At 62.6% G+C, this 11,624-nt stretch carries 11 protein-coding genes; 9 read left to right on the top strand and 2 right to left on the bottom strand.

The window, feature by feature from the left end:
• The first annotated feature begins 117 nt into the window (after positions 1–117).
• The 7 genes from prpB to AC3G2C_RS12900 all read left to right on the top strand — a co-directional run bounded on the left by prpB (position 118) and on the right by AC3G2C_RS12900 (position 7,059).
• Positions 118–1,008, top strand: a complete 891-nt coding sequence (gene prpB, locus AC3G2C_RS12930; RefSeq protein WP_488385022.1) for a methylisocitrate lyase — start codon at positions 118–120, stop codon at positions 1,006–1,008.
• A 74-nt stretch (positions 1,009–1,082) separates the two neighbouring features.
• Positions 1,083–2,228: a bifunctional 2-methylcitrate synthase/citrate synthase gene (gene prpC / locus AC3G2C_RS12925; protein WP_488385021.1), complete on the top strand. Its 1,146-nt coding sequence runs from the start codon at positions 1,083–1,085 to the stop codon at positions 2,226–2,228.
• Between the two features lie 486 nt (positions 2,229–2,714).
• The gene (locus AC3G2C_RS12920; protein ID WP_488385020.1) at positions 2,715–3,680 is read left to right on the top strand and encodes a hypothetical protein; all 966 of its coding nucleotides are present in this window, start codon (positions 2,715–2,717) and stop codon (positions 3,678–3,680) included.
• A 125-nt stretch (positions 3,681–3,805) separates the two neighbouring features.
• On the top strand, positions 3,806–4,222 hold the full coding sequence (locus AC3G2C_RS12915) for a hypothetical protein (protein WP_488385019.1): 417 nt from the start codon (positions 3,806–3,808) through the stop codon (positions 4,220–4,222).
• Positions 4,219–4,905, top strand: a complete 687-nt coding sequence (locus AC3G2C_RS12910; protein ID WP_488385018.1) for a C39 family peptidase — start codon at positions 4,219–4,221, stop codon at positions 4,903–4,905. Before AC3G2C_RS12915 ends, AC3G2C_RS12910 begins: the two co-directional genes overlap by 4 nt.
• A 9-nt stretch (positions 4,906–4,914) precedes the next feature.
• The gene (locus tag AC3G2C_RS12905; protein WP_488385017.1) at positions 4,915–5,466 is read left to right on the top strand and encodes a hypothetical protein; all 552 of its coding nucleotides are present in this window, start codon (positions 4,915–4,917) and stop codon (positions 5,464–5,466) included.
• Between the two features lie 108 nt (positions 5,467–5,574).
• Entirely contained in the window at positions 5,575–7,059 is a 1,485-nt protein-coding gene (locus tag AC3G2C_RS12900) for a coiled-coil domain-containing protein (protein WP_488385016.1), read from the top strand.
• Between the two features lie 43 nt (positions 7,060–7,102).
• Here AC3G2C_RS12900 and AC3G2C_RS12895 read toward each other — a convergent pair whose 3' ends face one another.
• Both AC3G2C_RS12895 and AC3G2C_RS12890 read right to left on the bottom strand, forming a co-directional pair.
• Positions 7,103–7,714, bottom strand: coding sequence for a glutathione S-transferase family protein (locus AC3G2C_RS12895; RefSeq protein WP_488385015.1), 612 nt, complete (start codon positions 7,712–7,714; stop codon positions 7,103–7,105).
• Between the two features lie 60 nt (positions 7,715–7,774).
• Entirely contained in the window at positions 7,775–8,461 is a 687-nt protein-coding gene (locus AC3G2C_RS12890) for a TerC family protein (RefSeq protein WP_488385014.1), read from the bottom strand.
• Between the two features lie 294 nt (positions 8,462–8,755).
• On the opposite strand from AC3G2C_RS12890, the gene AC3G2C_RS12885 reads away from it, so the two are divergent.
• Both AC3G2C_RS12885 and AC3G2C_RS12880 read left to right on the top strand, forming a co-directional pair.
• Positions 8,756–10,207 carry a bifunctional 2-methylcitrate dehydratase/aconitate hydratase gene (locus tag AC3G2C_RS12885; protein ID WP_488385013.1) on the top strand — a complete coding sequence of 484 codons (1,452 nt, stop codon included), beginning with the start codon at positions 8,756–8,758 and terminating at the stop codon, positions 10,205–10,207.
• Between the two features lie 209 nt (positions 10,208–10,416).
• A complete protein-coding gene (locus tag AC3G2C_RS12880; RefSeq protein ID WP_488385012.1) occupies positions 10,417–11,526 on the top strand; it encodes an OmpA family protein in 1,110 nt (369 codons plus the stop codon).
• The last annotated feature ends 98 nt before the right edge of the window (positions 11,527–11,624 follow it).

The following is an 11,624-nucleotide window of genomic DNA, read 5'->3' as shown; positions in this document are numbered from 1 at the left end:
TCAATACATCGGACGGTGACAGAGTGCGCCTCGCGACGGCGCCCGCAACCTTCTTAGTGCGCCGCGACATGGCCTTGCCATGGCATCGCCTACAATATGAGGTTTAGGAGAACCCCCATGTCCCTACCCGAATCCGCCGGCGCCCGCTTCCGCGCCGCCGTTGCCGCCGAAAGCCCGCTCCAGGTCATGGGCGCCATTACGGCCTATGCTGGCCTGATGGCCAAGCACGTGGGCTACAAGGCGCTGTACCTTTCCGGCGGTGGCGTGGCGGCCAATTCGCTGGGCATGCCCGACCTGGGCATTTCCACCATGGAAGACGTGCTTACCGACGCGCGCCGCATCGTGGACGCTACGCAGATGCCGTTGCTGGTGGACATCGACACCGGTTGGGGTGGCGCTTTCAACATTGGCCGCACGATCCGCTCATTCATCAACGTCGGCGTGGCAGCGGTGCACATTGAGGACCAGGTGGGGCAGAAGCGCTGCGGCCATCGTCCCGGCAAGGAAGTGGTCGCCAAGGAAGAAATGGTCGATCGCGTCAAAGCTGCGGTGGACGCGCGCACTGACGCCGGTTTCGTGATCATGGCCCGCACCGATGCCGCCGCCGTGGAAGGTATCGACGCCGCGATCGATCGCGCCTGCGCCTACGTGGAAGCCGGCGCCGACATGATCTTCCCCGAGGCGATGAATTCGCTGGAGGACTACCGTCGTTTCCGCGCCGCCGTGAAGGTGCCGATCCTGGCCAACCTCACCGAATTCGGTTCCACTCCGTTCTTCACCACCGACGAATTGCGCTCGGCCAATGTGGATATCGCGCTGTACTGCTGTGGCGCCTATCGCGCCATGAACAAGGCTGCGCTGAATTTCTACGAGACCGTGCGCCGCGAAGGCACGCAGAAGAACATCATCGACACGCTGCAGACGCGTGCGGAGCTGTACGACTTCCTCGGGTATCACACCTACGAGGACAAGCTCGACGCGCTGTTCGCCCACCAGAAAAAGGCCTGACACGGCCAATCCGTTCGCCAGGCCGTGGCGATGCCGCGGCCGGTCGAATCGCATGCATTGAGGAGACGTATCCGATGAGCGAGCAAACCCTTCCCAAGCCCAAGAAATCCGTCGCCCTGTCCGGCGTGGCAGCCGGCAATACCGCGCTGTGCACGGTCGGCCGCAGCGGCAACGACCTGCACTACCGCGGCTATGACATCCACGATCTGGCGGCCAAGGGTTGCTTCGAGGAAGTGGCCTACCTGCTGGTGCACGGCGTGCTGCCGAACTGGGCGGAACTGAACGCCTACCGCGCCAAGCTCAAGCGCCTGCGCGGCTTGCCTGCGCCGGTGAAGGGCGCGCTGGAACTGCTGCCGGCCGCCACCCACCCGATGGACGTGCTGCGCACCGGTTGCTCCGTGCTGGGCACCGTGCTGCCGGAAAAGGACGACCACAACCAGACGGGGGCGCGCGACATCGCCGACCGCCTGATGGCTAGCTTCGGCTCGATGCTGCTGTACTGGTACCACTTCAGCCACAACGGCAAGCGCATCGAGACGGAAACCGACGACGAATCGATCGCCGGTCACTTCCTGCACCTGTTGCACGGCAAGAAGCCGAGCGAGTTGCATGCCCACTCGCTGGACAAGTCGCTGATTCTTTACGCCGAGCATGAGTTCAATGCCTCCACCTTTACCGCGCGCGTCATCGCCGGCACGGGTTCGGACATGTACTCGGCCATCACCGGCGCCATCGGCGCGCTGCGCGGCCCCAAGCATGGCGGCGCCAACGAAGTGGCGATGGAGATCATCGCGCGCTACCGCAGTGCGGCCGAGGCCGAGGCGGATATCCGTGCCCGCGTGGAGCGCAAGGAAATCATCATCGGCTTCGGCCACCCGGTGTACACCGGGTCCGATCCGCGCAACGAGATCATCAAGGAGATCTCGCGCAAGCTCTGCTCGGAAGGTGGCAACCCCACGCTGTTCGACGTCTCGGAGAAGATCGAGAAGCTGATGTGGGAGCAGAAGAAAATGTTCCCCAACCTCGACTGGTTCTCGGCCAGCGCGTACCACATGATGGGCGTGCCGACCGCCATGTTCACGCCGCTGTTCGTGATCGCGCGTACCTCCGGCTGGAGCGCGCATGTGATCGAGCAGCGCGAGGACGGCAAGATTATCCGCCCGAGCGCCAACTACACCGGTCCGGAAGATCAGGTCTACGTGCCGATCGAAAAGCGCTGAGCTGTCGAATACGGCTGAAACGGAAAAGGGAGCCCTCGGGCTCCCTTTTGCTTTCGGGGCGTGGCGATTTGCCTCTGACGCTTGAGGCAGGCCCATCTTTCGTTGTGGTTCAGGAGCCTGTACGAAATTGCTAGCAAATTGTATGTAGGGGTGTAACACGCTTGATACGCCTGTTCCAGGCGTAAGGCGAGTCGCTACAAAGTCACCCAAGCTACTGATCTGGTGGCTCATATCCGCTTGTTTATGAATGTCGCGTCGAGCGTCGCTCCGCGAGGGGTGTAACGCACATGTATCAGTCGAGCATTCTCGCGTGTTGACCACACGCAGACTCATTGGCCATGAGTCTCGTCAAGTCGCTGATTTGCGTGCTGTCGCACTGTGTCATGCGCCAATCGGAGCGGTGGCACAGGGTTTGCGTTAGTGACGTGCTGGGTCGGCAATACCAGCTACACAGGGGGTCACCGCATCGCTCCAGGAGTAATGACTATGCGTAAGACTCTTATTGCAACGGCAATCGTTCTGGGTCTTGGCTTGGCGCTGCCCGCTTTCGCAGACAGCACCTCCAATGAATCCCATGGCAGCAGCTCCATCACCAATACGAGCAACAACTCCAGTACGCACTCCAATAGCAACTCCAGTACGCACACCAAGACCTTCACCGATGCGTTCAATTCCGGTGACGCCAGCGCTTCTGGTCAGGGCGCTTCGTCAGCCAACAACGGTGGCACGTCCACCTCGTCTATTGCCAACTCCTTCAACACCAGCACCGCCGTAGCCAACAGCGAACTCGATGGCTCCGTGAGTGGCGTGTCGGTCAGTGGTATCGGCAACTGGGCGCAGAACAATGGCGACGCCAATGGCGGCCGCGGCGGTAGCGGCGGCAAGGGCATCGGTGGCAAGGCCATCGGCGGCAATGGCGGCGACGGCGGCGATGGCGGCAGCGCTCATGCCCGTAGTGGTCGTGCAGGCGGTAGCGGCGCGGCCAGTGGCGACGCCGGTGCAGCATCGCTGGCATCGGGCGGCGACAGCAATGGCGATAGCTATGCCAACGCTCGCTCGCGCAACCATGGCAGTGGCAGCAGCGGCAGTGCTACTGGTGGCAGCGGTAGCTGGACGGGCGGTGCGGGCACTTCGGGCTCGGCAAGCGCCACCAGCGGCAACCCGTCGGCAACCGGCGGCACCAGCGGTGCGGCGGATGCCACGGCAGGTATGGGCGGCGCAGGCGGTTCGGGCACCGGTGGCACCGGTGGCGCGGGCTCCGGCGGCGCAGGCGGTGCGGGCGGCGCGGGCGGCACGGCTTATGCCGACGCTGGCACGTTCGACATGTCGAACCAGATGAACGGTTCGGCAGCGGCAGCCGCCGGCGTGTCGATCCTTGCACAGAACAGTGGCGCGGCTTCGCTGATCCAGCAGAGCGTCAATGTGCAAGCCAACCTGAACTTCACTCACTAAGCCAAGGCCGCGAGTTGGCGGGAATATCCCGCCAACTCGCGTTGGCGTGAGGGCTCGGCCTTGAAGGATCGCGACGCAGAAACGTCGTGGCCGGAGGGGCCCGGATGCGCTAGGGAGACACGGCCATGCGGGTGATGGGTTGGCGAATGGGATTGCTGGTGTTGTCCCTCGTGGCGACACCTTATGTAGTGTGCGCGCAAGGCGCGGCACCCTCTTCGACTTACATGGCGGGTAGTGAGCACTCGCCGATGACGGTTTATGTTCAAGCAAGCCAGGCGCGGCCTGCACTGACGGATGATCTTGGTCAAAGCGTGGATACCGCCACGCTGGCGGGTATGACCGGCGGAACGCTGGTGATTCAGAACACCACGCTTAACGGCACGGTATCCAACAACAGCGCCACTTACGTGCAGACGGGCGACAACGTCATTATGGGTGGGTCGCTGAGCAACGCCACGGGCATTCCCACCGTCATACAGAACTCGGGAAGCAACGTTCTGATTCAGAACGCCATGGTTCTCAACGTCGAGTTCAAGCAATGAAAGCGATGGCGGCGCTGCTGGTGGTGTTGGCGGCGCTGCCGCTGGGGAGTCATGCCGAGACGCCGGTGGCGGTGACCGGTAACTCCGGTGGGCTCTATACCGTGCATCTGACCAGCCTCAAAGAGGCTCGCTACAAGAGCACGATCCACCAGCGGTACGACTTCAGCTGCGGCTCGGCCGCGGTAGCCACGTTGCTTACCTATCAGTACGGCTACCCCGTCAACGAGCAGGTGGCTTTCGAGCAGATGTACCAGCACGGCGACCAGGCCAAGATCAGCAAGGAAGGTTTTTCCCTGCTTGATATCAAGCGTTTTCTTGAAGCCAATGGATTCGAGGCCGATGGCTTCAAGGTGCCGATCGACAAGCTGGAGCAGGAGAATTTGCCGGCGATCGTGCTGATCGACGAGCGTGGCTATCACCATTTCGTGGTGATCAAGGGGCTACGCAACGATCGCGTGCTGGTGGGCGACCCGGCGCGTGGCACACGCGTCATCTCGCGCGGCAAATTCATGACGCTGTGGAGCAACGGTTTGGTCTTCGTGATTCATAACCGGCGCAATCTTGCCGTGTTCAACAGTCCCAACGACTGGAAGGTGGCGCCGCCGGCGCCGCTCAACATGGGCATCGATCGCAATGGTCTATTCAACACAGTGATGCCCAAGAAAGGGCCGGACGATCTTTGAGGGCGGGCGATGAAAGCGATCAATCGATGGATCGTGGTTGCGGTGATGGTGTCGGCGACGGCGCCCTGCTGGACGCCGGGCGCCCTAGCCCAAGATGGTGCGCCTCAGGTCGCGCCCCAGCCAGCCGCTGCCAATGATGTAACGACCTGGGTGCCGGTCAGCGAGCAAGCGCTGGATGCAACGCGTGGCGGCTTCGATCTCGGCAACGGGCTGCTGGCATCTTTCGGTATCGATCGCGCGGTTTACGTCAACGGCAACCTGGTGACCTCCACCAGTTTCAATGTGCCCGACATCGCGCATATCACCGCCGGTCAAGCGGCGGCGATGTCGGCGGCGCTCAACTCCGTATCGGTCACGCAGGTCGGGCCGAATAACACCTTTGATCCATCGTCGCTGGGCAACAAGGTATCGGCGGCGACGGTGGTGCAGAACACGCTCAATAACCAGAACATTCAAAGCGTCACCACGCTCAACACATCGGTCAACACGCTCAACGCATTTCGCCAGGCGAATTTTCAGGACGCGCTGCAGGCGGCGCAGTTGCAGTCATTGGGGCACTGAAGATGGGACGCGCACCTCCAGCGGTGGCACTCCGCTGCGAATGCGCCGCGGCTTCGGCCGCGGCGCGTTTGTTTGCGCGCAACGACAATCCGTAGGACATGGGGAAGGATGATGCGACATGCAGCGTGGCGATACGTGTGGTCGGCGGGTTGCGCAGGCTCGGTTCTGCTCGGCCTGCCGGTGGCGGCCCAGCAGGGTGGGGCAACTCCGTCGGGCGTGATTGGCGCGCAGCCGGCGGCGCCGAGTGACGTCCCCACGGCCGTGGTCGGGGCGCCCGCAGAAGCGGCTGGCGCGCCCACGGATGACCTGAAAAAGAAGGTGACGGAACAAGGTGAACGTATCGACGCAATGCGCAGCCAGATCAGCGCGCAGATCGAACAGTTAGACGCCATGAAGCGCGCGCTGGCCGCGCAGGAAGCCGACTACCAGGCCTTGCGTCACGCCGTAGGCATGGATGAGCTGGACAAGCAGAGGGCTGGCAATATTGCCGCCGGTGGCCCTGGCGCGTCGGCATTGCCGATGCCGGCCGCTCAGGCCGTGGCCGCCAGTGCGCCAACATCCGACGGCGCGGCGCCCCAGCAGCCCGTGGGTGAAGCACCCAAGCAGGACACCCGGCCGCCGGAGGTCGCGCCGATCTTCCAGCAACCAGGTGTGCTCACGCCCAAAGGGCGGTTCATTATCGAACCGGCCTATCAGTTCGGCTATTCGTCGGTCGATCGTGTGGCCCTGGTGGGCTACACGGTGATACCAGCGATCCTGATTGGCTTGATCGACGCGCGACAAGTGAAAACCACCACGCAGATCGGCTGGCTCACGGGTCGCTATGGCATCACCAATCGCCTGGAGGTGGAGCTGCGCGTTCCTTATGTGTATCAACACACCGATACCGTGAGCCGCGAGATCTTCACCGGCACCGCTACGGATAACGCGTTTGGTTCGAGCGGCCACGGTCTGGGCGATATCGAGGCCACGGCGCGCTATCAGATCAACGTGGGTGGGCCGGACAAAGCGTTTTACGTGGGCTGGTTGCGCGTGAAGTCGCACACGGGCAGGGACCCGTTCCAGGTCACGACGGACTGCATCCAGCGCTGTGTGGAGAACGTGATCAACGAGGTGGATCTTTCCGCCACGGGCACCGGTTTGCCTCTGCAGCAGCCGACGGGTTCGGGTTTTTGGTCGATACAGCCGGGCCTGACCTGGCTGTATCCCACCGACCCGGTCGTGTTCTTCGGCAACGTGAGCTATCTGTACAACGTGGCCCGCACCAATGTGAGTCGAAAGATTCTGCTGGGGGGGAATGAGTTTCTGGGCAAGGTGAAGGTGGGCGACGTGGCGGACGTGAGTGTGGGCATGGGCCTTTCGCTCAACGAGCGCGCCTCGATAAGTATTGGCTACGACCAGAGCTTCGTGGGTGTGACCAAGCAGAATGGTCAAACGGTGCCGGGTTCGGTGAAGACCGTGCTGGGGACGTTGCTGCTCGGCGGTTCGTGGCGCATGAACGATAAGCGCACTTTGAACTTCACGCTGGGCGTGGGCGTGACTCGCGACACGCCCGACGCCACGGTCACCGTGCGCGTACCCATGGTGTATTGAGCCTGTGGAAAAGGGTGCGGCCCCGGCGGCCGCACCCGGTGGTTTACATGCTTTCCTTTTGCAGCACGGCCTTGACGCCGGCGTCCTGCAGCATGTGTTCGTGGAAGCGCGCCAGGTTGGACAGGCCGGTGAGGTCGGCGCCCTTGGCCTTGGCCCAATTGATCACGACGAACAGGTAAGGGTCTGCGTAGGAGCGCGTGCCGGTCAGCCATTCCCGGCCTTCCAATTGCGCGTCCAGGCGCTCGAAATAGGCACGCAGGCGCGCGACGGCGATCTGGCGTGCCTGGGCCTGTGCTTCTTCGCCGTCGATGAAGCGCTCCGGGCGGAACACCGGGCGAAAGGTCGGGTGCACGTCGGAGTTGAGGTAGGCCAGCCAGCGATTCACCTCGGCGCGGCTGCGCGGGCTGCCATCGCCGCCGAGTCCCGCCTGCGGGTACTTGTCCGCAAGATAGTTGAGGATGGCCGCGTTCTCGGTGAGCACCCAGCCATCGTCTTCTTGCAGCGCGGGCACCACGCCCGCGGGATTGATCCGCAGGTAGTCCTCCGAGCGCAGGCCTTCGCGCGGAACGCGCTGCGCCTCGTAAGGGGCGCCGATCCATTCCAGCACGATGTGGTCGGCCAGCGAGCAGGCGCCGGGCAGGTAGTACAGCTTCATGCGGTCATTTCCCGATGATGGAGAGAGGGCGCGCAGTGTCGCCTCTGCCGGCGCAAGCGCTCAAGCCTCGGCGCGTAGGCGAAGGCGGCGTCGATTCATCAGCAACCCACCTGCACAAATGCCGATGACCAGCAGCGCGTCCAACGCATAGGCGGCCCACGCGTTCGCCTCGAACCACGGTGCCAGCCAGTGGTCCTGCGCGATCATGCGCGCTGCCGTCCAGGCAATGGCAGCGGCGCCGATGTACACGATGACCGGAAAGCGTTCGATCAGACGAAGGATCAGCGACGAACCCCACACCACCAGCGGCACGCTGATGGCCAGGCCGATGATCACCAGCCCCATATGCCCCTTGGCCGCGCCAGCAATGGCCAGCACGTTGTCCATGCCCATCAAGGCGTCCGCCACGATGATTGTGCGCATGGCCGCCCAGAAGCCGGAGGCGGCGCTTACGTCATGCGCATGCTCGGCCTGTGGCTGGAGCAACTTCCATGCGATGGGCAACAGCAGCAGGCCACCCACCAGCATGAGGCCGGGCAGATGCAGCAGGTAAACCACCAGGCCGGTCAGTACCAGACGCACGGCTATGGCGCCCAGCGTGCCCCAAAGCACGGCCTTCTTCTGTATCTGGCGGGGTAGGTTGCGGGCGGCGAGGGCGATGACGATCGCGTTATCGCCCGCGAGCACCAGGTCCAGCAGCACGATGGCCAGCAGGCTGGAGAGGAAGTCGGTACCGGTCAGTTCCATAAAAACAGTCTCTGCGCGTAAGACAAATGCAGCAGCGACGGACACGCGCGGCCCGTCGCTACTGCAAAAGTCTCGTTCGCGGCAGAGCCGCCGCGGCGCCCGGAGCGTGTTGTGCGCTCGTGATGACGATCACCGCGTAGACACGTAAAGGCACGTGTCCGGAACTACTCCCTTTTGGGATCAGTATCGTTTCATTGTCGATGTTGGCCTGCATACCAGTCAAGCCAAGTTACGGATAAGACGAGTCTTGTGCCGGTACAATCGACGCTTCGCCATTGCGATGGGGTGAGCTTCATGAGCGCGCACGACATCCGCTCCGCCAGGCGTCCGCCCCCCGATCAAGTCATGGTGGACGTGGCTGACTACGTGCTGGCCGACTCGGTCGGCTCACCGGACGCCTATGACACTGCGCGCCTCGTATTACTGGATTCCCTCGCCACGGCCATGATGGCCATGCGCTTCCCTGAATGCGTCAAGCACCTGGGACCTTTGGTGGAGGGTGCCGACTTGCCTGGTGGCGCACGTGTGCCGGGTACCCGTCACGAGTTGGACCCCGCGCAAGCCGCTTTCGCCATCGGCACGCAGATTCGCTGGCTGGACTTCAACGACACCTGGCTGGCCGCCGAGTGGGGCCATCCCTCGGACAACCTGGGCGCCATTCTCGCCGTGGCGGACTACCTGAGTCGCAAGGCCGAACGCGAGGGCCGCGAACCGCTGCGCGTGCGCGATGTGCTTGGCTGGTCCATCAAGGCACATGAAATTCAGGGCTGCTATGCCCTCAAGAACAGCTTTAATCGTATCGGGCAGGATCACGTGATTCTGGTCCGCCTGGCATCCACGGCGGTTTCTACGGCCATGCTGGACGGCTCCAAGGAGCAAGTTATCGCTGCCGTTTCCCATAGCTGGATCGATAACGGTGCCTTGCGCACCTACCGGCATGCACCCAATACGGGGCCACGCAAGAGCTGGGCGGCCGGCGACGCCTGCCGGCGAGCGGTGATCCACGCCATCAACGCGGTTCATCGAGGGGAGGAAGGGTATCCCTCGGCACTCAGTGCGCCCACCTGGGGTTACTACGATGCCGCTTACGGCGGGCGGCCGTTTGAGTTCGAACGACCGTTCGGCAGCTATGTCATGGAGAACGTGCTCTTCAAGATCAGTTACCCGGCCGAATTCCACGCCCAGACCGCCGTGGAGTGCGCGATGCAACTGCATGGTGCGGTGGCGGGCAGGCTAGGGGATATCGACCGAATAACCATCGAGACGCAGGAGGCGGGCCGGCGAATCATCGATAAGACCGGCCCGCTGGCTAACTACGCCGATCGCGATCATTGCATCCAGTACATGGTGGCGGTGCCGCTGATTTTTGGACGCCTCACGGCGGAGGACTACAGCGACGGGGTGGCCGCCGATCCGCTTATCGATGCTTTGCGGGAGAAAATGACGGTCACCGAAAATCCGGATTTCACCCGGGATTATTTTGACCCCGATAAGCGATTTATCGGCAATGCCATCCAGGTGTTTTTCAAGGATGGTAGCCAGACACCCAGGGTTTCCATCGATTACCCCGTGGGTCATCGCCGGCGTCGGGCGGAAGGCATCCCCCTGCTGATGGACAAGTTCGAGGTGGCCATGCGTGGTCATCTGCCCATGCACCGGGTCGACGCCATCCTGAACGCCGTTGCCGACCCGGTTCGAATGGATGTCTTGCCCGTTCAGGTATTTATGTCGCTCTTCACGCTTTAAAGACGGCGTGACCCGAAAATGAACGAGCGTTTGGGGTCGATTTGCATTTGTTTAACTTTTGCTAAACTACTCCGCGCCCGTTTCGGGTAAACAAGCTGCACTAGGTTTGAAATCATGCTTGCGGGTTCTTAAGGAATCGGAATCCACGGCTGATGCTTTTCCCGTCTGGGGTGAACGGACGCGTACACCAATAAACGAGGAGACACCTGATGAAACGTAAGGGCTTGTACATGCTTATTGCCCTCGTACTGGGCGGCGTCGGTGCCGTTCATGCGCAGGACAACACTTCCAGCTCCGCTCCGACCTCTACGCCGACCTACGACGGTCGTTGGTACATCGCCCCGACCGTGGGTGGCTACTACAACGACTCCGACCGCAACACCAACAGCCGCCAGTTCTATTACGGCTTGGGCGTGGGCAAGTTCTTTACCCCGAACTTCTCGCTGGATCTGTTCTTCGATCGCACCAAGCGTACTGTCGACAGCAGCCTCGGCGGCGGCACCTGGTTCAACAACAATATCGGCGTGGCCGCGCGTTATTACTTCCGCGACTGGACCGATTGGCGTCCGTACATCGTGGGCGCCGTGATGGGCAGCGACCATCACAATCCCTACGACAAGGCGTGGGAGCCGGCTGCCGAACTCGGTGTAGGCGTGTCCAAGACAGTGACGGACAGCACCGACGTTCGCGTTGAAGGTGGCTACCGCTACGACTGGGACGACAAGTCGCAGGCGAGCAAGAACGGTTACGGCGACTGGTTCCTGGGTCTGAGCATCGTGTCTCGCTTCGGTGAACCGGCCGCTGCGCCGACTCCGCCGCCGCCGCCGCCGGCCGCGCCGGACTGCTCCAAGCAGTTCCGCAACGGCGTGAACCTGTGCGACAACAAGTGCCCGGATCTGCCGGAAGGCACGATCGTCGGTCCGGACGGTTGCCCGCAGAAGGTCGTGATCGACCTGCGCGGCGTGAACTTCAAGTTCGACCGTCCGAAGAAGGGCGAGAAGGACATTGCCAAGTCGCTGGCCGAACCGACCAAGGATTCCCTGGCCGTGCTCGACCAGGCTGTGGATACCCTGCAGCGCTATCCGCAGGTGCATGTCACGGTCGCTGGCTACACCGACTCGGTGGGCAAGGACGCGTACAACCAGTCGCTGTCCGAGCGTCGCGCGAAGATTGTGTACGACTACCTCACTTCGCATGGCATCGACGCCAGCCGTTTGTCGGGCCCGGTCGGTCACGGCAAGAACGACCCGATCGACAGCAACGACACCGACGCTGGTCGCGCTCGCAACCGTCGCACGGAGCTGCAGGTCCAGCAGTAATCGGATCTGTTCGCAGTACCGAAAAGCCCGGCACAAGCCGGGCTTTTCTTTTTTATATGTGCGCGCATCGTCTGGCATGACGGCCACCATATGCAGCG

The organism is Frateuria sp. sgz306004 (assembly GCF_057750885.1).
Note: the sequence above shows the minus strand (reverse complement) of the source record. Positions and strands in the feature narration are given on the sequence as shown.

What these genes read in the sequence shown, in the direction of transcription:
- prpB (WP_488385022.1), top strand. Translation starts at nt 118, where the DNA reads ATGTCCCTACCCGAATCCGCCGGCGCCCGCTTCCGCGCCGCCGTTGCC.
- prpC (WP_488385021.1), top strand. Translation starts at nt 1,083, where the DNA reads ATGAGCGAGCAAACCCTTCCCAAGCCCAAGAAATCCGTCGCCCTGTCC.
- AC3G2C_RS12920 (WP_488385020.1), top strand. Translation starts at nt 2,715, where the DNA reads ATGCGTAAGACTCTTATTGCAACGGCAATCGTTCTGGGTCTTGGCTTG.
- AC3G2C_RS12915 (WP_488385019.1), top strand. Translation starts at nt 3,806, where the DNA reads ATGCGGGTGATGGGTTGGCGAATGGGATTGCTGGTGTTGTCCCTCGTG.
- AC3G2C_RS12910 (WP_488385018.1), top strand. Translation starts at nt 4,219, where the DNA reads ATGAAAGCGATGGCGGCGCTGCTGGTGGTGTTGGCGGCGCTGCCGCTG.
- AC3G2C_RS12905 (WP_488385017.1), top strand. Translation starts at nt 4,915, where the DNA reads ATGAAAGCGATCAATCGATGGATCGTGGTTGCGGTGATGGTGTCGGCG.
- AC3G2C_RS12900 (WP_488385016.1), top strand. Translation starts at nt 5,575, where the DNA reads ATGATGCGACATGCAGCGTGGCGATACGTGTGGTCGGCGGGTTGCGCA.
- AC3G2C_RS12895 (WP_488385015.1), bottom strand. Translation starts at nt 7,714, where the DNA reads ATGAAGCTGTACTACCTGCCCGGCGCCTGCTCGCTGGCCGACCACATC.
- AC3G2C_RS12890 (WP_488385014.1), bottom strand. Translation starts at nt 8,461, where the DNA reads ATGGAACTGACCGGTACCGACTTCCTCTCCAGCCTGCTGGCCATCGTG.
- AC3G2C_RS12885 (WP_488385013.1), top strand. Translation starts at nt 8,756, where the DNA reads ATGAGCGCGCACGACATCCGCTCCGCCAGGCGTCCGCCCCCCGATCAA.
- AC3G2C_RS12880 (WP_488385012.1), top strand. Translation starts at nt 10,417, where the DNA reads ATGAAACGTAAGGGCTTGTACATGCTTATTGCCCTCGTACTGGGCGGC.